The organism is Micromonospora sp. NPDC001898 (assembly GCF_042891255.1).
Taxonomy (GTDB): domain Bacteria; phylum Actinomycetota; class Actinomycetes; order Mycobacteriales; family Micromonosporaceae; genus Micromonospora.
Window position 1 is genome coordinate 280,967 of sequence record NZ_JBIATC010000004.1, and the last position, 19,600, is coordinate 300,566.

Sequence of the window (19,600 nt, forward strand, 5' to 3'; positions counted from 1 at the left end):
CCGGGGGCGCGGGTCAGCGCCCGCCGGCCCGGTAGGCGGGGAAGAACCCGCCGTCGCGCAGGTCGGTGACCGGGCAGCCCAGGCGGTGGGCGCGGGCGGCGGTCAGCGCCGCGTACCGGTCCCGGTCGAGCACCACCGTGCCCGTCCACCAGGGGACGAGGGCGCCGCCGAACGACGTCTTGAAGCGGAGCAGCCCGTCGTCGCCGCGCACCCCGCCGCCGAGGTGCACCCGGGCGCAGCCGGTCTCGGCGGCCCACTCCAGGATGCGCCAGACCAGCAGGTTGTTGGCGCCGTCGCGGGCGGCGGCCGGCTCCGAGCCGGCGAGGTGGTAGTGCGCCCGGTCCCGGTGCCGCAGCACGAGCGCCGCCGCGACGACCTCCCCGTCGGGGTCGCGTACCGAGGCGAGCAGCAGGTCCTTGTCCAGTCCCGACGACAGCAGCCGGTAGTAGCCGTCGGGAAACAGGTAGCGCTCGGCGCTGCCGATGCGGCGCATGGTCCGCTCGTACACCCGCCGGAACGGCGCGGCGGCGGTGAGGTCGAGGGCCGTGGCCGGCCGCAACTCGGCCGTCAGCCCCGCGTTCCCCGCCTTGCGGACGGCGGTGCGGGCCCGGCCCGCCATCGCCTCCCACACCCGGCGGGGGCCCGCGTCCACGGCGACGGCCACGGTCTCGCCGTGCTGCGCCAGCCGCACCGTCCTGAGTGCCCGGACGGCCGCCACCGGCGCGGGATCCAGCGGCGAGAAACGGAGGAAGAGGCTCACCATGCCCTGGTCGCGCCAGCACGCCACGGCCCGGGCCCAGAACCGGGCCAGGTCGTCGGGCGGGCAGCCGGGTTCGACGTGCAGGCCGCAGTAGCCGTACGGGCTGACCCCGTCGGTCACCCCGTCGGCGACGGCCCGAAGCACGTACGGGAGCTGGATCCGCCGCCCCAGCCGGGCGCTGTGCCAGGCGCCGCCCAGCGCCGCCGCGTCCGCCGTACCGTAGCCGGCGGTGAAGTAGACGTCGGGACAGTCGGCGTCGAGCCGGCCGGCCTGCGGGCCCGGTCCGGTCAGGGCGAAGTTGCCCGTCACCGGCGGTCCAGGAACCGTTCGACGGCCCCGCACACGCGGTCGACCTGCCGCTCGTCGAGCGCGGACCCGCTGGGCAGGATGAGACCGGTGTCGAAGAGGCGCTCGGCGACGCCGGTGACCGACGCGGGCGCGTCGGCGTAGACCGGTTGCAGGTGCATCGGCTTGAACACCGGCCGGGTCTCGATCTCGTCGAGGGCGAGCGCGGCGGCGAGGTCCGCCGCCCGCCAGCCCGCCCGGTCCGGGTCCACGACCACGGTGGACATCCAGCAGTTGCCGCCGCCGTCGTCGTCGCCGAGCAGGCGTACGCCGGGCACGGTGGCGAAGAGCTTCGCGTACCGCTCCCGCAGCAGCCGCCGCCGGGCCAGCATGCCGTCCAGGCGGTGCAGCTGACCGCGACCGAGCGCGGCGAGCAGGTTGCTGGGGCGGTAGTTGTACCCGACCTCGGTGTGTTCGTAGTGCACCACCGGCTGGCGGGCCTGCGCGGCCAGGTACCGGCAGCGCGCGACGAACGCCTCGTCGTCGGAGAGCAGCATCCCGCCGCTCGACGTGGTCATGATCTTGTTGTGCTGGAAGGAGAGGACGGCCGCGCGGCCGAACGAGCCGGCGGGGCGGCCCCGGTGGGTCGCGCCCAGGGACTCGGCCGCGTCCTCGATCACGGGCACCCCGGCGGCGGCGCACACCGGCAGCAGCGAGGTGTAGTCCGCGCAGGTGCCGAAGAGGTCCACGGACATGACCGCCCCGACCGGCGTCCCCGCCGCCCGCAGGCGGGCCAGCAGGGCGGCCAGCAGCGGCACGTCGAGGTTCCCGGTCTCCTCGTCGCAGTCCACGAAGACCGGCCGGGCACCGGTGTACGTGACGGCGTTCGCGGTGGCCGCGAAGGTCAGCGTCGGGACGATCACCACCTGCCCGGGGCCGACGCCGAGGCCGAGCATGGCCAGGTGCAGGGCGGCCGTTCCGGAGCTGGTCGCCAGCGCGGCCCGGGTGCCGGCCCGCTCGGCGGTCGCGTGTTCGAGGGCGGTGATGTCCGGGCCGAACGGGCCGACCTGCCGGGCCCGGAACGCGGCCAGCAGGTAGGCCTCCTCCACCGGCCCGAGGTCGGGCGGGGAGAGGTAGACCGGGTCGGCGGTCATGACGCCACGAACCCCGTGCTGGGCGGAAGGTCGGTGCCGATCTGCGGAACACGGGAGGAATCCATGTTTTCTCCGTCTCTCGCCTGGACCACGTCACATCGGTCAGAACCGTTCTACCAAACGGCGGGCCGACGACCGTCGCTTTCACGTTTGGGGCGTGGTCGCGCGGGTCGGGCCCGGCGAGCCTGGAGGGCGGGCCGGCAGACAGGCGGACGGGCCGCTGTCGGGCGGGCCGGGGATGGGCAGGCGGGCGGTAGAGTGCTGCCGGCCGCGCCGGGCGGTCCGGGTTGGACATGAGGGGACGGGCCGTGTTGCACCTCAGGGTGATCGCCCCGCCGGACCAGTCGTCGGCGGTGACCGACCTGCTCGCCGCCGATCCCGGCGTCACCCACCTGGCGGTGCTCCCCGGGGCGGCCAGGCAGCCGGAGGGTGACCTCATTCTCTGCGACGTGGTCCGCGAGCGGGCCGACAACGTGCTGCGCGGGTTGCAGGAGTTGGGCGTCGAGGCGCGCGGCGGGATCGCCGCCGACGACGTGGAGCTGACGGTGTCCAGCGCAGCCGACCGGGCCGCTGCGGAGGCTCCCGGCAGCGGGGCGGACGCGGTGGTCTGGGACGAGGTGGCCGCGAAGACCGGCGAGCAGACCGAGCTGTCCGCCACCTACCTGGTGCTCATCGTGGTGGCCACCATGATCGCCGGGATCGGGGTGCTGCTCGACCAGCCCATCCTGATCGTCGGCGCGATGGTGGTCGGGCCGGAGTTCGGCCCGCTGGCCGCCCTCTGCGTGGCCCTGCTGCGCCGTCGGCCGGCCGTCGTCGGCCGCTCCGTGCAGGCCCTGGTGGTGGGCTTCCTGGCCGCCATGCTCGCCACCGTGCTCAGCACCTGGGCGCTGACCCTGGCCGGCCTGGTCGACCGGGACATGCTGCTCGCCGACCGGCCGCTGACCGACTTCATCTGGCGGCCGGACGCGCTGTCCTGGGTCGTCGGCCTGCTCGCCGGGATCGCTGGGATGCTCTCGCTGACCTCGAAGAAGTCCGGCTCCCTGGTGGGTGTCCTGATCTCGGTCACCACCGTGCCGGCCGCCGCCAACGTCTCCGTCGCCGCCGCGTACGGGGTGTGGCACGAGGCGGCCGGCTCGGCGCTGCAACTGGTGATCAATCTGTGCGCGATCGTGCTCGCCGGGCTGGCCACCCTGGGTGTGCAGCAGGCCTGGTGGTGGCACGTGGCCCGGCGGGTCCGCCGCCGCACGGCCCGGTCCCGGCCGGCCGGCGGCTGACGGGATCCCACCCGGACGGATCGCCGCCCGGCGGTCCCGCCGGGATGCCGGCTCCCTGGGCGGTCCCGCCCGGCCCGGGGTCCGATCCCGGCCGACTGCTTCCCGGCCCCGGGTCGCCCCGGGCCGGTCACCAGTCGTCGCCGGCGGCCAGCCGCCGGGTGAGCAGGTCACGCAGCGGGACCGACTCGCCGTCCCGGCCACCCTCGCCGACGATCAGGGGCGCGGGGACGGGCTGCGGGTCGGCGCCGAGGAGCCGGGCCCGCAGGCCCGCCGGGACGGTCAGCAGGTACCACCGGCCGGCGGTGTCCACCGCGCGGGAACGGGACCGGTCGACGTACCAACCGGTGAGCCGGGTGCGGTACCGACCCTGGCCCGCGTACGGCACGGCGGCCAGCCGGGTGGGCCGCAACCCGCGCCGGGTCGCCTCGGCCGTGAACCAGGCCACGATCTGTGCCGCCTCGGCGCGTTCGGCCGCCCGCCGCCGCTCGTCCGCCTCGGCGTGTGCGCGCACCGCCCGCCGTTGCCGCTCTCGCCACTGGACGTCGTCGTCGCCACCCATGCCGGCGACGGTACGCGCCACGCCCGCCCCACCGCGACCGGTCAGGCCAGGCCGGCCCGGCGCAGCGCCTCGGCCATCGGCCCGTCGGCGGGCGGGGGAGTCCCGCCGCCCCGGCCCGGCCGCTGCTGCGGGCCGCCGCGCCCCTGGCCGTCCCCACGGGGACCACCGCGCCCCTGGCCGCCCCCGGACTGCTTCCCCCGGCCGCCCCCGGACTGCTTCCCCCGGCCGCCGCCGGATGGCTCGCCCCGGCCGCCGCGCTCGCGTCGCCCGTCGTCCGGGCCACGCCGGCCCGCCTCGGTCTCGTCCTCCAGCCGCAGCGTCAGCGAGATCCGCTTACGCGGCACGTCGATGTCGAGCACCTTCACCCGGACCACGTCGCCCGACTTCACCACGTCGCGCGGGTCCTTGACGAAGGTGTGGGACATCGCCGACACGTGCACCAGCCCGTCCTGGTGCACGCCGACGTCGACGAACGCGCCGAACGCCGCCACGTTGGTGACCACGCCCTCCAGGATCATGCCGGGGGTCAGGTCGCCGATCTTCTCCACGCCCTCGACGAACGTCGCGGTCCGGAACTCCGGCCGCGGGTCCCGGCCGGGTTTCTCCAGCTCGGCCAGGATGTCGGTGACGGTGGGCAGACCGAACGTGTCGTCGACGAAGTCGGTGGCCCGCAGGCCGCGCAGGATGGCGCTCTGCCCGATCAGCGAGCGCAGGTCCTGCCCGGTGCGGGTGAGGATCCGCCGCACCACCGGGTACGCCTCCGGGTGCACGCTGGAGGAGTCCAGCGGGTCGTCGCCGCCGGGGATGCGCAGGAAGCCGGCGCACTGCTCGAACGCCTTGGGGCCGAGCCGGGCCACCTTCTTCAGCTCCTTGCGGGAGCGGAACGGGCCGTTGGCGTCCCGGTGCAGCACGATGTTCTCCGCCAGCCCCGCGCCGATGCCGGAGACCCGGGTCAGCAGCGGCGCGGAGGCGGTGTTGACATCCACGCCGACGGCGTTCACGCAGTCCTCGACCACGGCGTCCAGCGACCGTGAGAGCTTCACCTCGGACAGGTCGTGCTGGTACTGCCCGACCCCGATCGAGCGCGGGTCGATCTTGACCAGCTCGGCGAGCGGGTCCTGGAGCCGGCGGGCGATGGAGACCGCGCCGCGCAGCGAGACGTCCAGTTCGGGCAGCTCCTGCGAGGCGTACGCGGAGGCGGAGTAGACCGACGCGCCGGCCTCGGAGACCACCACCTTGGTCAGCGTCAGCTCCGGGTGCCGCTTGATCAGGTCACCGGCGAGCTTGTCGGTCTCCCGGCTGGCGGTGCCGTTGCCGATGGCGATCAGCTCGACGCCGTGCGCCCCGGCCAGCCGGGCCAGGGTGTCGACCGAGGCGTCCCACTGCCGGCGCGGCTCGTGCGGATAGATCGTGTCGGTGGCCACCACCTTGCCGGTGGCGTCGACCACCGCGACCTTGACCCCGGTGCGCAGGCCCGGGTCGAGGCCCATGGTCGGCCGGGTGCCGGCGGGGGCGGCGAGCAGCAGGTCGCGCAGGTTGGTGGCGAAGACCCGCACGGCCTCCTCCTCGGCCGCCTGCCACAGCCGCATCCGCAGGTCGGCGCCGAGGTGGATGAGGATCCGGGTGCGCCAGGCCCAGCGCACCGTGTCGGCCAGCCACCGGTCGGCGGGCCGGCCGTGGTCGGTGACCCCGAAACGGCCGGCGATCGCCGCCTCGTACCGGCTCGGGCCGGTCGGCGCGGCGTCGGGGTCACCCTCGGTCTCCGGGGCCATCGTCAGGTCGAGCACGCCCTCCTTCTCGCCCCGGAGCATCGCCAGGATCCGGTGCGAGGGCAGCTTCGGGTACGGCTCGGCGAAGTCGAAGTAGTCGGAGAACTTCGCCCCGGCCGACTCCTGACCGTCGCGTACCCGGGAGACCAGCCGCCCCCGCGACCACATCTGCTCGCGCAGCGTGCCGATCAGGTCGGCGTCCTCGGCGAAGCGCTCGATGAGGATGGCCCGCGCGCCGTCCAGCGCGGCGGCGGCGTCGGCCACCCCCCGCTCGGCGTCGACGAACCCGGCGGCCCGCTCCCGGGGATCCTGCCCCGGGTCGGCCAGCAGCGCCTCGGCCAGGGGCTCCAGCCCGGCCTCGCGGGCGATCTGCGCCCGGGTCCGCCGCTTCGGCTTGTACGGCAGGTAGATGTCCTCCAGCCGGGACTTCGAGTCGGCCGCCATGATCTGCGCTTCCAGGGCCTCGTCGAGCTTGCCCTGGCCGCGGATGGACTCCAGCACCGCGGCGCGGCGCTCGTCCAGCTCACGCAGGTAGCGCAGCCGCTCCTCCAGGGTGCGCAGCTGGGCGTCGTCGAGCAGGCCGGTGGCCTCCTTGCGGTAGCGGGCGATGAACGGCACGGTGGAGCCGCCGTCGAGCAACTCCACGGCCGCCCGTACCTGTCGTTCGGCGACGCCGAGCTCGTCGGCTATCCGCTGGTGCACAGACTGGGTCACGATCTGATCCGCCTTCTCGGGTGGGGTCCGTCCTGCATTGTGCCGCCCGCCCCCGACGGCGCCGCCCTGACCCACCTCCCGCGCACGTCGCCGCCGCCCGAGTGGCGGGTGGCTGGTCCTGATCCAACGGCTTCTTCGGCTTGATCTTGTAGGTGAGCGGCGGTCAGGGCAGCGGGTCGGCGGTTCCGCGCGGCACCTGCGGCCGGCAACGGCGCAGCCGGGCCGCCGCGAGTCGCCCGCCGACGGCCAGCCCGTACCGGTCGACGGCGGCGAGTCCGTACGCGCTGCAGGTCGGGGTGTACCGGCACTGCCCCGGCCAGCGGTGCGACAGCCAGCGGCGGTAGCCGCGGATCGCGGCGAGACCGGCCCGGTCCAGCGGTCCCGGCCGATTGCCGGCCGTCCGGCCCCGGCGGGCGGGTACCTGGCCGCCGGCGGCGCCCGCGACGGCGGCGCCCAGGGTGAGCAGGGTGGAGTAGAGCCCGAAGTCGCAGCAGCCCGGGCTGCTGCAAGGGTCGTCGCCACAGGAGTCCAGAGCCCCCTTGCGGCCCTTGCAGCCCGGTCCCTGGCGACGCGCGCCGACCTCGCCGTGGCAGTGGCCCGTGGCATGGCAGTGGGTCGGCTTGCGGCAGGGGCAGGGCCCCCGGTCGCCGGAGTCGTCGGCGCCGGTGATCTTCATGGGCGACATCATGCCTGGTCCGGGCGAGCCGCCCTGGTGGGCCTGGCCGCCCGGGGAGGATCCACAAAACGTGACCGGAAACCCGGTGAACATCTGTGGACACCGCACTAGCGTGGTGATCATGGAAACTCCCGCTGACCCGCGGGCACGTCGGCTCTTCGGCGGCAGCGCCCGGGCCCTCGGCGATCTCGCCGGCAGCCCGTTCCGGGCCGACCGGGACCGGATCGTGGCCTCGCCCTTCTTCACCCGGCTGGGCGGGGTCACCCAGGTGATCAGCCCCGGCGGCTCCGGGCTGCTCGTGCACAACCGGCTCACCCACAGCCTCAAGGTGGCCCAGGTGGCCCGGGCGATCGCCGAGCGGCTCACCGCCGACGACCGCTGGCAGGGCCTGCTGGAGAAGCTGGGCGGCTGCGACCCGGACGTGGTGGAGGCCGCCGCGCTCGCCCACGACCTCGGGCACCCGCCGTTCGGGCACCTCGGGGAGCGGGTGCTCGACCGGCTGGCCCGGCAGCGGCTCGGCCTGGCCGACGGGTTCGAGGGCAACGCGCAGTCGTACCGGATCGTCACCAGCACCGAGATCCGGGGCGCGGCGACCACCGGCCTCGACCTGACCGCGGCGGTCCGGGCGGCCCTGCTGAAGTATCCGTGGACCCGGCTGGACCACCCGGACCCGCACCCCCGGCACCTCGACCCGCCGCCCCGGGGCGCCGCCGCGCCGCCCGCCGACCCGGACAGCGGCTCGGTCAAGTTCGGCGCGTACCGGACGGAGCTGGCCGACCTGCGGCAGGCCCGGGAGCCGTTCGTCGGGCGGATCGCCGACTGGCAGCAGACCGTCGAGGCGTCGGTGATGGACACCGCCGACGACATCGCGTACGCCATCCACGACGTGGAGGACTTCTACCGGGTCGGGGTGCTCCAGCAGGGGGCCGTGGCCGCCGAGCTGACGGCCTGGCAGCGGGAGAACGGGCACTTCCGGGCGGTCACCGACCCGGCCCTGGCCGGGGCGGCCCGGCGGCCCGGGGCGGCGATCGAGCGGCTGCGCCGGCAGTTGCACCGCAAGGACGCCTGGATCACCGACGACGAGGCGTTCGCCGCCGCCGTCGAGCACGTCCGCGAGGAACTGGTCGAGGGGCTGCTGGCCCTGCCGTTCGACGGCTCGATCGAGGCGGAGCAGTACGTGGCCCGGTTCTCCGCCCGGTGGACCACCCGGTTCGTCGACGCGATCACCGTCGCCGAGGCCCCGTCGATGCGCTCCGGGCACGTGCTGCTCGCCCCGGCGCAGTGGCACGAGGTGCAGGTGCTTAAGTTCGTCCACCACCGGTTCGTGCTGGCCCGGCCGGACCTCGCCCTGCACCAGCGCGGCCAGGCCCGGCTGCTGGGCACCCTCGTCGAGGCGCTGTGGGAGTGGCTGCTCGACCCGGAGGAGGAGTCCCGGCTGCCGCGCCGGCTGCACGACCTGGTCGAGTTGGCCGAGGCGGAGCTGCACCCGCGCACCCCGGACCGGGTCGGCCGGGCCCGGGGGCGGGCGATCATCGACTTCGTCGCGCAGCTCACCGACGGCCAGGCGGTGGCGATGCTGGACGCCCTCTCCGGCCGCTCCGGAGCGCTGTGGACGGACGCCTTCGTGCTGTAAGGGCGGCGCGGACGGAGCGGCGCGGACGGGGCAGCGCGGCGTGGGACGGCGTGGACGGGGCGGCGCGGCGTGGACGGGGCGGCGCGGGCGCTCAGGCGACCGACTGCCACCAGCCGTCGACCGCGGGCGGGTCGTCGACCACCACCCGCTCGCCGGGGCGGGGCACGGCCAGCCGCACGCCGCGGGTCTTCGCCTCGGCCCAGATCCGGTCCACCGGCTCCGACCAGTCGTGCAGGGCCAGGTTGAATGTCGCCCAGTGCACCGGGACGAGCAGCCCGCCGCGCAGGTCGAGGTGGGCCGCCACGGCCTCCTCCGGGAACATGTGGATGCCCGGCCATGCCCGGTCGTACGCGCCGATCTGCATCAGCGTGACGTCGAACGGGCCGTGCTCCGCGCCGATCTCGGCGTACCCGTCGAAGTAGCCGGAGTCGCCGGTGTAGAACAGGCGGCGGTGCGCGCCGGCCACCACCCAGGAGCTCCACAGCGTGCCGTCGCGGCGCAGCCCCCGGCCGGAGAAGTGCTGGGCGGCGGTGGCGGTGATCGTCAGCGGCCCCACCCGACGGCTCTCCGACCAGTCCAGCTCGACGATCCGGTGCTCCGGCACGCCCCAGCGGTCCAGGTGGGCGCCGACGCCCAGCGGCACCAGGAACGGCGCCGACTGCCCGGCCAGCAGAGCCCGCACGGTGGCCATGTCGAGGTGGTCGTAGTGGTCGTGGGAGATCAGGATCGCGTCCACGGCGGGCAACTCGTCGAGGCCGACCGGGGGCTCGTGCAGCCGCCGCGGCCCGACCAGCGCCGACGGCGAGCACCGGTCGCTCCACACCGGGTCGATCAGCACCCGGCGCCCTTCGATCTCGATCAGCGCCGATGCGTGGCCGTACCAGACGACGTTGAGCTCGCGCTCGGTCGCGGCGGGCGCGTCGGCCGGGCGCAACAGCGGGACGGCGCCGGCCGGCCGGCGCTTCTGCTTGCCGAAGATCAGCTCGCGGACCAGGTTGCGGTCGGACGCGCCGGGCATCGTGCGGGTGCTCGGCCGGTTGTGGAAGGTGCCGTCGCGGAACTGCGGCGAGCGGGCCGCCCGCGCGGCGCGCGCCCCGGCCAGCCGCCCTCCCAGCGCCGCCGGAACGTCCCGCGCCACCCAGGCCAGGCCGGCGAGCGCGGCCAGCCCGGCCGCGCCGCGCAGCCGCCGCCCGAGGGCCCGCGCAACGGCCCGTTCCGCTGGTTCCCCCATGGTGGTGCCCCCTCCGCCGGTGTCCCGCCAGTAAACGGTAGTCCGCCGCACCCGCGCGCCGGGTGCCAGGGGCGGGGGATCGTCGAGTTCGAGCGGCGGTACGCGCAGGAGGTGCGGGCGGGGTGGCCGAGCCTGGTCAGCCGCCGTTGCTCGGTCGCCGCACGGCCGGCCGGTGGATGGCGCCGCTGCCGGTCAGCCCGTCGACGGCGGTCAGGAAGCTGCGCCCCATCCGGGCCCGGGCCTGCACCGCCGGGTGGGTCGCGCCGAAGTTGCCCGCGTCGGCCTGTCCGTCGGCGAACAGGGTGTACGTCAGCACCGCCGCGCCGGCGGAGTCGAAGATCACCCCGGCCTCGTGCCGGGCGCTGCCGAACCAGCCCGCCTTGGTGGCGATCCGGGCCCGCTGCGCGGAGGACATCTCGCGCCGGATGCCGTCGGTGAACGCGACGGGGGAGCGCAGCAGCCCGAGCAGGAACGCCGTCGAGGACGTCGACAGCAGCGTGCCGGCGACCAGCGCCCGCAGCAGGTTGTGCGCCTCCCGGGGGGTGCTGGTGCCGAGGAAGAACCGGTTCGGGTTGGCCACCGGCTGCACCTGCGTGTTCGGGAAGCCCTTCGCCACCAGGATCTGGTTCAGCTCGGCCGCCGGGCAGACCAGGCCGCAGAGCCGAACGGCGGTGTCGTCGGAGACGGTGAGCAGGTTCGCGAGCGCGTGCCCCAGGGTGACGCTGCTCGGGTACGCGCCGTCCAGGCTGAAGATCCCGTCCCCGCCGGGCACCACGATCGACGCCGTCACGTCGACCTGCTGGGCGAGCGTCAGCAGACCCCGGTCGACCTTGTCCAGCACCGCCGTGGCCACCGCGATCTTGTTCACGCTGTACGCCTCGATCTGGGCGTCCGCCTCGTCGGCGACGGCCACCAGCGGGGCGGCGGACGAGTTGGCGACAGTCACGTACGCCTTCCAGTTGCCGCCGGCCCGGGCGGACTCCTGGGCGTACCTGGCAGCCACCCAGCTCGCGGCCTCGGCCGCGGTGGCCGCCGCCCGGGGGCGCATGGCGGCGGCGGAGGCCGGCGTGCCGGCGCCGAGCACCGTGCCGGCGGTCGCCACCGTGCCGAACCCCAGCGCAGCCCTGCGGTTCACCCTGATCGTCATTCGTCGCCCCCGTCGGTGGTCGCGGCTCATCCGTTCCGCCGTCACCCTAGGGGAGAAGATTGATTCCGGTGGGCCCGAAACCGGTCACCGGGGCCGGCGACCGACCCCGTTACCGACGCCGTACGGGTCACGGGGCGAGCACGACCTTGACGCAGCCGTCCTCCTTCTTCTGGAACATCTGGTACGCCTGCGCCGCCTGCGCCAGCGGCACCCGGTGGGTCCGCAGGTCCTCCACGCCCAACGGATCGCCGTCGCCGGAGAGCAGCGGCATGATCTCGTCGGTCCACCGGCGCACGTGACACTGCCCCATCCGAACCTGGACGCCCCGGTCGAACATCTCCATCAGCGGCATCGGATCGACCTCCCCGCCGTACACCCCGGAGATCGACACGGTGCCGCCCCGGCGGACCGCCTTCAGGGCGGCGTGCAGCACGGTCAGCCGGTCCACGCCCGCCCTGTCGGTCATGGTCCGGGCAAGCTTGTCCGGAAGCATCCCGGCCGCGGCCTGGGCCAGTCTGCCCGAGGTGGAACCGTGCGCCTCCATGCCGACCGCGTCGATCACCGCGTCCGGTCCGCGCCCGTCGACCAGGTCGATCAGCGCGCCGGGCACGTTGTCGAGCCGGCTGACGTCGAGCGTCTCGATGCCGTGCCGGCGGGCCATCTCCAGCCGCTCCGGCACCAGGTCCAGCCCGATCACCCGGTCGGCGCCGAGGTGCCGGCCGATCCGGGCGCTGAGCTGCCCCACCGGGCCCAGCCCGAACACCGCGAGGGTGCCGCCGGGCGGGGTGTCGGCGTACCGCACCGCCTGCCAGGCGGTGGGCAGGATGTCGGACAGGTACAGCCAGCGCTCGTCCGGGCCGGTCTCCGGGACCTTGATCGGCCCGAACTGGGCGTGCGGCACCCGCAGGTACTCGGCCTGCCCGCCGGGCACCGAGCCGTACAGCGAGGTGTAGCCGAACAGGGCGGCGCCTTTGCCCTCCGAGGTCACCTGGGTGGTCTCGCACTGGGCGTAGAGCTTCCGGTCGCACATCCAGCAGGAGCCGCAGGAGATGTTGAACGGGACCACCACGCGGTCGCCCGGCTTGAGTCGGGTCACCCCGGACCCCACCTCCTCGACGATCCCCATCGGCTCGTGGCCCAGCACGTCGCCGGGCTTCAGGTACGGCCCCAGCACCTCGTACAGGTGCAGGTCGGAGCCGCAGATCGCGGTGGAGGTGATCCGGACGACGGCGTCGGTGGGCTCCTCGATGCGCGGGTCCGGCACCTCCTCGACCCGGACGTCCCGTTTGCCCTGCCAGGTCAGTGCCTTCATGTCCTCATCGTCCCCTCGTCGGTGCCACCCCTACGGAACTGCTACCCGCGTCGGGGCCGTTGAACCGGTGGCGCGGGCGGCGGTGCCTCGCACGTCGACCCGGTGAGCGCCTGCTCCGCCTGCGGCTCCCTGAGCCGTTCGGATATTGATCTGTCGATATGGAAGATCTACGATGGCCGCCACCGGATCGTCCACCGGCACGATACGAGCGAGCATCGGGAGACAACAGTGAGCGACGATTCGGAAACGGGCCGCCTACTCGACGCGCCGGCTCGGCGCCGCACCCTCCTCACGGCGCTGGGCGTCGGGATCGGGGTCGGGGTCGTCGGCGTGCCCAGCCCGGCGATGGCGGCGGTCGCCGGCTGGAGCAACCCGACGCTCGGCGCGCTGACCTCCGGATACAAGACCCCCGGCCGCCCCACCCACATGGGCTGGGACGTGGCGAACAGCCAGGGCACCCCGGTCTACGCGACGGCCGCCGGAACGGTCCGGGACATCAGGACCAACTCGTACCCGGGCGACACGTCGAGCGGCCCGCTGGGCGGTCGCACCGGCAACAGCGTCCACCTCAACCACGCCGACAGCTACTTCTCCTACTACGGCCACCTCCACCGGGTGCTGGTCAGCGACGGCCAGCAGGTCAGCTGCGGGCAGCTGATCGGCCTGATGGGCACCACCGGCAACTCGACCGGCCCGCACCTGCACTTCGAGATCCACCGACCCCGGCTGACCTCGACGGACCCCCGGGTCTTCCTGGCCAATCGGGGCATCACCCTCGGCTCGACGGCCCCCGTCGGGAGCACCGGCTACCCGAGCGTCAGCCAGGGCGCCTCGGGATGGGTGCCCAAGGTGATTCAGTACCTGGTGCGGGCGCGTGGCATCTCCGTCGTCGTGGACGGCGTCTTCGGGCCGGCCTGCGCCTCGGCGGTCAGGTCGTTCCAGAGTGGCCGGGGCCTCTACGCCGACGGCATGGTCGGCCCGATCACCTGGACGGCCCTCGTCCTGCCCCTGATCGAGGGCAACTCCGGCGACCTGGTCCGCGGCCTGCAGACCGCGCTCAACGGCCGGGGCGCGGGCCTCGTGGTGGACGGCGGTTTCGGTTCGGTCACCACCAGCGCGGTACGCGGCTTCCAGAGCCGCAACGGTCTCGTCGCCGACGGTCTCGTCGGCCCGGTGACCTGGAGCGTGCTGATCTGAACCCCCACTGACGCCCCCACCCCACCTCCCCTGCGCGCACCTTTACGGAATGGGTGGCATCGACGCGCGCCATGGCCCCGCTTCCGTGCGGGTGCGCCCGCCGGGACCAGGCGGGGAGGGGAGGCCCGTCGGCCGTCGTGCGTGCGCCCGGGACCGCCCGGAGACGGGCCGACCGCCGGGCCTCGGTGGGGCGCGGCGGTCGGTCGTCGGGTGCGGTCGGGTCAGGAGCCCGGGGTGCCGCCGCCCTTGGCGGTCGCCGTGAGGTAGTCGCGGTTGAGTCGGCCGATGGTGTTCAGCGGGATGCCCTTCGGGCAGACCTCCGTGCACTCGCCGGCGTTGGTGCAGCCGCCGAAGCCGGCCTCGTCGTGTGCGTCGACCATCCCGATCACCCGGGTGTACCGCTCGGGCTGGCCCTGCGGCAGCAGCGAGAGCTGGGTGAGCTTGGCGGCGGTGAAGAGCATGCCGGAGCCGTTCGGGCAGGCCGCCACGCAGGCCCCGCAGCCGATGCAGGCGGCCGACTCGAATGCGGCGTCCGCGTTGGCCTTGGCCACCGGCGTGGCGTGCGCCTCGGGGGCGCTGCCGGTCGGCGCGGTGATGTACCCACCGGCGGCGATGATCTTGTCGAAGGCGCCTCGGTCGACCACCAGGTCCTTGATGACCGGGAAGGCACGGGCCCGCCACGGCTCGATGTCGATCGTGTCGCCGTCGGAGAACTGCCGCATGTGCAGCTGGCAGGCGGTGGTGCCGCGCTGCGGCCCGTGCGCGTCGCCGTTGATCATCAGGCCGCACATGCCGCAGATGCCCTCGCGGCAGTCGTGGTCGAACGCCACCGGCTCCTCGCCGGAGAGGGTCAGCCGCTCGTTGAGCACGTCGAGCATCTCCAGGAACGACATGTCGGGGGAGACGTCGTCGACCTGGTAGGTCACCATCCGACCCTTGTCCTCGGGGCCGGGCTGGCGCCAGATGCGCAGGGTCAGGTTCACTTGTAGCTCCGCTGCGTCGGGTGCACGTATTCGAACTTCAGGTCTTCCTTGTGCAGCACGGCCGGCTCGCCGGCGGCGGTGTACTCCCAGGCCGCCACGTAGGCGAACCGGTCGTCGTCGCGCTGCGCCTCGCCGTCCGGGGTCTGGTGCTCGGCCCGGAAGTGACCGCCGCAGGACTCCTCGCGGTGCAGGGCGTCGACGCACATCAGCTCGGCCAGCTCGAAGAAGTCGGCCACCCGGCCGGCCTTCTCCAGCGACTGGTTGAGCCCCTCGCCGTCGCCCGGCACCCGGACCCGCTGCCAGAACTCCTCGCGCAGCGCGCGGATCTCGTCGATCGCCTTGCGCAGCCCGGCTGCGCTGCGCTCCATCCCGCAGTGCTCCCACATGATCTGGCCCAGCTCGCGGTGGAACGAGTCGACCGTCCGGTCGCCGTCGACTGCCAGCAGCCGCCGGACGCGATCCTCCACGTCGGCGCGGGCCTCGACCGCCGCCGGGTGGCTGGCGTCGACCTTCTCCAGCGGCCCGGAGGCCAGGTAGTTGGCGATGGTGCTGGGCAGCACGAAGTAGCCGTCGGCCAGGCCCTGCATCAGCGCCGAGGCGCCGAGCCGGTTCGCGCCGTGGTCGGAGAAGTTCGCCTCGCCGATCACGAACAGACCAGGGATGGTCGACTGGAGGTCGTAGTCGACCCACAGGCCGCCCATCGTGTAGTGCACGGCGGGGTAGATCCGCATCGGGACCTGGTACGGGTCCTCGCCGGTGATCCGCTCGTACATCTCGAAGAGGTTGCCGTACTTGGCCTCGATGGCCTTGCGGCCGAGCCGGTCGATCGCGTCGGCGAAGTCGAGGTAGACGCCGAGCTTGGTCGGCCCGACGCCCCGGCCGGAGTCGCAGACGTTCTTCGCGGCCCGGGAGGCGATGTCCCGGGGGACCAGGTTGCCGAAGGAGGGATAGATCCGCTCCAGGTAGTAGTCCCGCTCGTTCTCGGGGATGTCCCGGGGGGCCCGGTCGTCGCCCTTGGCCTTCGGCACCCACACCCGACCGTCGTTGCGCAGCGACTCGCTCATCAGCGTCAGCTTCGACTGGTGATCGCCGGAGACGGGAATGCAGGTCGGGTGGATCTGGGTGTAGCAGGGGTTGGCGAAGTAGGCGCCCTTGCGGTGCGCCCGCCAGGTCGCGGTGACGTTGCAGCCCTTGGCGTTGGTGGAGAGGTAGAAGACGTTGCCGTACCCGCCGGAGGCGAGCACCACCGCGTCGGCCATCTCGGTGCTGATCTCGCCGGTGACCAGGTCCCGGACCACGATGCCCCGGGCCCGTCCGTCGACGACGACCAGCTCCAGCATCTCGTGCCGGGAGTTCATCTCGACGTTGCCCAGGCCGATCTGCCGCTCCAGCGCCTGGTACGCCCCGAGCAGCAACTGCTGGCCCGTCTGGCCCCGGGCGTAGAAGGTGCGCTGCACCTGCGCGCCGCCGAACGAGCGGGTGTCGAGCAGGCCGCCGTACTCGCGGGCGAACGGCACGCCCTGGGCGACGCACTGGTCGATGATGTTGACCGACACCTCGGCCAGCCGGTGCACGTTCGACTCCCGGGAGCGGAAGTCGCCGCCCTTGACGGTGTCGTAGAAGAGGCGGTGCACGGAGTCGCCGTCGTTGCGGTAGTTCTTGGCGGCGTTGATGCCGCCCTGCGCGGCGATCGAGTGGGCCCGGCGCGGGCTGTCCTGGTAGCAGTACGACCTGACCCGGTAGCCCTGCTCGGCCAGCGTGGCGGCGGCAGACCCGCCGGCCAGGCCGGTGCCCACCACGATCACCGTCATCTTGCGGCGGTTGGCCGGGTTGACCAGCTTGGCCTCGAAGCGGCGGGTGTCCCAGCGGGCCTCGACCGGGCCGCCGGGAGCCGCCGTGTCGGCGATCGGGTCGCCCTCGGTGAACAGATCCATGGTCAGGCCACCAATCCGGTGAGTACGGCGAACGGGACCGCCAGATAGCCGGCGCAGAGCGCGACGGCGAGGACGAGTGCGGCGACGCGCGCCCGGCGCTCGCCCCTCGGGGTCTGCTGGCCGAGGCTGCGGAACGCGCTGAACACGCCGTGTCGCAGGTGGAAGCCGAGCGCCACGATCGCGAGGGTGTAGAAGAGCGTGACGTACCAGCGCTCCGGCGCGAAGTCGGCGACCACGTTGCCGTACGGGTTGCTGGGGTCGCCCTTGGGGTTCAGGTGACCGGTGGTCAGGTCCAGGATGTGGTAGATCACGAAGAGCAGGATGATCACCCCACCCCAGCGCATGGTGCGGGCCGCGTAGCTGCCCCGGACCGCCTTGCGGTGGGCGTACTTCACGGGGCGGGCGGCGCGGGCGCGCGCGGCGAGCACCGTGGCGGCGGCGATGTGGCCCAGCACGGCCGCCAGCAGCGCCGTGCGCTGGATCCAGAGGAACCAGGTCGACGGGAGCAGTGGCGTGCCGAGGTCGCGCAGCCAGTGCCCGTAGTGGTCGAACGCGGTCTCGCCGGTGAAGATCTTCAGGTTGCCGAGCATGTGGGCGATCAGGAACAGCACAAGGAGGATGCCCGTCACCGCCATGACGGCCTTCAGGCCGACGTTGGAGCGGATGGGCGACCGAGTTTTCGTGAGTACCACTTGACCGACGCTAGGAGCACTTCGACTAGTCGTCCAATGCATCGAACTCGCAGCCTTGATAGCCTTAGGCTATGTAGATGCAGCTCCATCAGCTCCGCTACTTCGTCGCAGTCGCGGAAGTGCGACATTTCACCCAGGCGGCCGATGTCGTCGGCATAACCCAGCCCTCGTTGAGTAAGCAAATTCACGCCCTGGAGGCCGACCTCGGGGCGCCGTTGTTCGAGCGGGTGCGGGGCAACATCGCCCTCACCGCCGCCGGCGAGGTGCTGCTCCCGCTGGCCAGGCGGATCCTCGCCGACGTCGAGACCGCCACCCGCGAGGTCCAGGAACTGGTCGGGCTGCGGCGCGGCCGGGTCCGTCTCGGCGCCACCCCGAGCCTGGCCACCGCGCTCGCCCCGCCGGTGCTGCGCCGGTTCCGCGACGCCCACCCCGCCGTCGACCTGCGGGTGGAGGAGGGCGGCTCGCAGAACCTGGTCCGCGACCTGCTCCGCGGCGACCTCGACCTGGCGTTGATCATCATGCCCGCCCACGGCGCGGATCCGGGGCTGCACACCGAGGAGATCCTGCGGGAGAGCCTGGTGGTGGCCTCGCTGGACGAGGTCCCCGGCACCTCGGCGGCCGGCGAGCTGCGCGTCACCGACCTGCGCGGCCAGCCGCTGGTCATGTTCCGCGAGGGCTACGACCTGCGCGACGCCACCCTCCAGGCGTGCCGGGAGGCCGGCTTCGAGCCCACCCTCTCCGTCGACGGCGGCGAGATGGACGCCGTGCTCAGCTTCGTCGAGGCCGGGCTCGGGGTGGCGCTGGTGCCCGGCATCGTGGTGGCCCGCCGACCCGCCATCCGGGTCACCCGGCTGGCCCCGCCGGGGGTGCGCCGGACCATCGCCGTGGCCCGCCGCCGCGACGTCGAGCCCACCCACGCCGGGCGCGAGCTGCGCCGCATCCTGATGGACTACGTGCACACCGCGATCGAGGCGGACGGCCTCCCGCCCGGGGTGGAGCCGAGGTGAGAGACCCCGGTCGGGGGAATGTGGCGACCCTGCCGTCCGCTTGTGCCGTGCTTGAGTTAAATAGTCCTTAAGGGCGTTGTATCAGCCGCGTTGCTCCTGTTGGTCCCCTATGGTGAAGCCTTGCACAGGCACGACGCCCCGTCGGCCTGTCGAAGACGAAGTCGAACGCGCGGGCTTCGCGTGGCAGGGAGGCCACCACATGAGGATCCTGGTTACCGGCGGTGCCGGCTTCATCGGGTCACACTTCGCCCGGAGCCTGCTCAACGGGCGGTACACCGGCTTCGAGGACTGCCACGTGACGGTCCTGGACAAGCTGACCTACGCGAGCGACCGGCACAACCTGCCCGCCAGCCACCCGCGCCTGACCTTCGTCCGTGGCGACATCTGCGACCGGCCGCTGCTCGCCGACCTGGTCCCCGGGCACGACGCGGTGGTGCACTTCGCCGCCGAATCGCATGTGGACCGCTCCATCGACGACCCGGCCCCGTTCTTCGAGACGAACGTGATGGGCTCGCACCGCCTGATGGCCGCCTGCGCCCGCGCCGGCGTGGGCCGGGTCGTGCACGTCTCCACCGACGAGGTGTACGGGTCGATCACCGACGGGGCGTGGACCGAGCGCTGCGTGTTGGAGCCCAACTCGCCGTACGCGGCGTCGAAGGCGGCCAGCGACCACGTCGTGCGCTCGTACTGGCGCACCTTCGACGTCGACGTGTCGATCACCCGGTGCGCCAACAACTACGGGCCCTACCAGCACGTGGAGAAGGTCATCCCGCGCTTCGTCACCAGCCTGCTCACCGGTGGGGACATCACCCTGCACGGCGACGGCGGCGCGGTCCGGGAGTGGCTGCACGTCGACGACCACTGCCGGGCCATCGCGCTGGTGCTCGGCAAGGGCCGCGCCGGGGAGGTCTACAACATCGGCGGCGACGTCGAGCTGACCAACAAGGCGCTGGCCGAGAAGATCCTGCTGCTCGCCGGGGCCGGCTGGGAGCGGGTGCGGCACGTCGCCGACCGCAAGGTCCAGGACCAGCGGTACTCGCTCGACTACACCAAGATCTCCGATGAGCTCGGCTTCGAGCCGCAGATCCGGTTCGCCGAGGGGCTGTCCGAGGTCTTCCACTGGTACCGGGAGAACCGGGCCTGGTGGGCGCACGCGTACCCGGAGGCCCGCTCCGGCGGCCTGACGAACTCCGTGCGGGGGCTCCCGGTCGGCCGGGCGGTGCCCGCCCCGGTGCACTGACCCGCCACCGCCACCGCCACCGCCACCACGCCG

16 protein-coding genes are annotated in these 19,600 nt (G+C 73.6%); 5 read left to right on the top strand and 11 right to left on the bottom strand.

Features of this window, described 5'->3' with window-relative positions:
* Nucleotides 1–13: 13 nt before the first annotated feature.
* Both ACFYZF_RS11780 and ACFYZF_RS11785 read right to left on the bottom strand, forming a co-directional pair.
* A complete protein-coding gene (locus tag ACFYZF_RS11780; RefSeq protein WP_387018741.1) occupies nucleotides 14–1,069 on the bottom strand; it encodes a GNAT family N-acetyltransferase in 1,056 nt (351 codons plus the stop codon).
* A complete protein-coding gene (locus ACFYZF_RS11785) occupies nucleotides 1,066–2,199 on the bottom strand; it encodes a DegT/DnrJ/EryC1/StrS family aminotransferase (RefSeq protein WP_387018744.1) in 1,134 nt (377 codons plus the stop codon). The genes ACFYZF_RS11780 and ACFYZF_RS11785 overlap by 4 nt, the downstream gene beginning before the upstream one ends.
* Nucleotides 2,200–2,507: 308 nt before the next feature.
* Between ACFYZF_RS11785 and ACFYZF_RS11790 the strand changes: the two genes are divergently transcribed.
* Nucleotides 2,508–3,473 (top strand): DUF389 domain-containing protein, encoded by a 966-nt coding sequence (locus ACFYZF_RS11790; RefSeq protein WP_387018747.1) that lies wholly within the window; start codon nucleotides 2,508–2,510, stop codon nucleotides 3,471–3,473.
* Between the two features lie 127 nt (nucleotides 3,474–3,600).
* Here the strand turns inward: ACFYZF_RS11790 and ACFYZF_RS11795 are convergent, their stop codons facing one another.
* From ACFYZF_RS11795 to yidD, 3 genes are all read right to left on the bottom strand, one after another.
* Entirely contained in the window at nucleotides 3,601–4,032 is a 432-nt protein-coding gene (locus ACFYZF_RS11795; protein WP_387018750.1) for a hypothetical protein, read from the bottom strand.
* 41 nt (nucleotides 4,033–4,073) lie between these two features.
* The gene (locus ACFYZF_RS11800) at nucleotides 4,074–6,515 is read right to left on the bottom strand and encodes a Tex family protein (protein ID WP_387018753.1); all 2,442 of its coding nucleotides are present in this window, start codon (nucleotides 6,513–6,515) and stop codon (nucleotides 4,074–4,076) included.
* Nucleotides 6,516–6,678: 163 nt separating this feature from the next.
* On the bottom strand, nucleotides 6,679–7,191 hold the full coding sequence (gene yidD / locus ACFYZF_RS11805; protein ID WP_387018756.1) for a membrane protein insertion efficiency factor YidD: 513 nt from the start codon (nucleotides 7,189–7,191) through the stop codon (nucleotides 6,679–6,681).
* Nucleotides 7,192–7,312: 121 nt separating this feature from the next.
* Between yidD and ACFYZF_RS11810 the strand changes: the two genes are divergently transcribed.
* Entirely contained in the window at nucleotides 7,313–8,824 is a 1,512-nt protein-coding gene (locus tag ACFYZF_RS11810) for a deoxyguanosinetriphosphate triphosphohydrolase family protein (protein ID WP_387018759.1), read from the top strand.
* Nucleotides 8,825–8,915: 91 nt separating this feature from the next.
* Here the strand turns inward: ACFYZF_RS11810 and ACFYZF_RS11815 are convergent, their stop codons facing one another.
* From ACFYZF_RS11815 to ACFYZF_RS11825, 3 genes are all read right to left on the bottom strand, one after another.
* A complete protein-coding gene (locus tag ACFYZF_RS11815) occupies nucleotides 8,916–10,055 on the bottom strand; it encodes an MBL fold metallo-hydrolase (RefSeq protein WP_387018761.1) in 1,140 nt (379 codons plus the stop codon).
* Between the two features lie 136 nt (nucleotides 10,056–10,191).
* Entirely contained in the window at nucleotides 10,192–11,202 is a 1,011-nt protein-coding gene (locus tag ACFYZF_RS11820) for a serine hydrolase (RefSeq protein ID WP_387018764.1), read from the bottom strand.
* A gap of 127 nt (nucleotides 11,203–11,329) precedes the next feature.
* A complete protein-coding gene (locus tag ACFYZF_RS11825) occupies nucleotides 11,330–12,514 on the bottom strand; it encodes a zinc-dependent alcohol dehydrogenase (protein ID WP_387018766.1) in 1,185 nt (394 codons plus the stop codon).
* Between the two features lie 228 nt (nucleotides 12,515–12,742).
* Between ACFYZF_RS11825 and ACFYZF_RS11830 the strand changes: the two genes are divergently transcribed.
* Nucleotides 12,743–13,711 carry a peptidoglycan DD-metalloendopeptidase family protein gene (locus ACFYZF_RS11830; protein WP_387018769.1) on the top strand — a complete coding sequence of 323 codons (969 nt, stop codon included), beginning with the start codon at nucleotides 12,743–12,745 and terminating at the stop codon, nucleotides 13,709–13,711.
* Between the two features lie 221 nt (nucleotides 13,712–13,932).
* Here ACFYZF_RS11830 and ACFYZF_RS11835 read toward each other — a convergent pair whose 3' ends face one another.
* The 3 genes from ACFYZF_RS11835 to ACFYZF_RS11845 are packed head-to-tail and all read right to left on the bottom strand — an operon-like array spanning nucleotide 13,933 to nucleotide 17,320.
* Entirely contained in the window at nucleotides 13,933–14,694 is a 762-nt protein-coding gene (locus tag ACFYZF_RS11835; protein ID WP_387018771.1) for a succinate dehydrogenase/fumarate reductase iron-sulfur subunit, read from the bottom strand.
* A complete protein-coding gene (locus tag ACFYZF_RS11840) occupies nucleotides 14,691–16,628 on the bottom strand; it encodes a fumarate reductase/succinate dehydrogenase flavoprotein subunit (RefSeq protein WP_387018774.1) in 1,938 nt (645 codons plus the stop codon). The genes ACFYZF_RS11835 and ACFYZF_RS11840 overlap by 4 nt, the downstream gene beginning before the upstream one ends.
* A 2-nt stretch (nucleotides 16,629–16,630) precedes the next feature.
* Nucleotides 16,631–17,320: a succinate dehydrogenase cytochrome b subunit gene (locus tag ACFYZF_RS11845; protein WP_387018776.1), complete on the bottom strand. Its 690-nt coding sequence runs from the start codon at nucleotides 17,318–17,320 to the stop codon at nucleotides 16,631–16,633.
* 77 nt (nucleotides 17,321–17,397) lie between these two features.
* On the opposite strand from ACFYZF_RS11845, the gene ACFYZF_RS11850 reads away from it, so the two are divergent.
* Together ACFYZF_RS11850 and rfbB are read left to right on the top strand one after the other, a co-directional pair.
* Entirely contained in the window at nucleotides 17,398–18,327 is a 930-nt protein-coding gene (locus ACFYZF_RS11850; protein WP_350882140.1) for a LysR family transcriptional regulator, read from the top strand.
* Nucleotides 18,328–18,526: 199 nt separating this feature from the next.
* Nucleotides 18,527–19,567 (top strand): dTDP-glucose 4,6-dehydratase, encoded by a 1,041-nt coding sequence (gene rfbB / locus ACFYZF_RS11855; RefSeq protein ID WP_387018780.1) that lies wholly within the window; start codon nucleotides 18,527–18,529, stop codon nucleotides 19,565–19,567.
* The last annotated feature ends 33 nt before the right edge of the window (nucleotides 19,568–19,600 follow it).

Bases quoted from the DNA above. Each gene is read 5' to 3' on its own strand.
- ACFYZF_RS11810 (WP_387018759.1), top strand. From the start codon at position 7,313: ATGGAAACTCCCGCTGACCCGCGGGCACGTCGGCTCTTCGGCGGCAGC.
- ACFYZF_RS11825 (WP_387018766.1), bottom strand. From the start codon at position 12,514: ATGAAGGCACTGACCTGGCAGGGCAAACGGGACGTCCGGGTCGAGGAG.
- ACFYZF_RS11820 (WP_387018764.1), bottom strand. From the start codon at position 11,202: ATGACGATCAGGGTGAACCGCAGGGCTGCGCTGGGGTTCGGCACGGTG.
- ACFYZF_RS11795 (WP_387018750.1), bottom strand. From the start codon at position 4,032: ATGGGTGGCGACGACGACGTCCAGTGGCGAGAGCGGCAACGGCGGGCG.
- ACFYZF_RS11785 (WP_387018744.1), bottom strand. From the start codon at position 2,199: ATGACCGCCGACCCGGTCTACCTCTCCCCGCCCGACCTCGGGCCGGTG.
- rfbB (WP_387018780.1), top strand. From the start codon at position 18,527: ATGAGGATCCTGGTTACCGGCGGTGCCGGCTTCATCGGGTCACACTTC.
- ACFYZF_RS11840 (WP_387018774.1), bottom strand. From the start codon at position 16,628: ATGGATCTGTTCACCGAGGGCGACCCGATCGCCGACACGGCGGCTCCC.
- ACFYZF_RS11815 (WP_387018761.1), bottom strand. From the start codon at position 10,055: ATGGGGGAACCAGCGGAACGGGCCGTTGCGCGGGCCCTCGGGCGGCGG.
- yidD (WP_387018756.1), bottom strand. From the start codon at position 7,191: ATGAAGATCACCGGCGCCGACGACTCCGGCGACCGGGGGCCCTGCCCC.
- ACFYZF_RS11850 (WP_350882140.1), top strand. From the start codon at position 17,398: ATGCAGCTCCATCAGCTCCGCTACTTCGTCGCAGTCGCGGAAGTGCGA.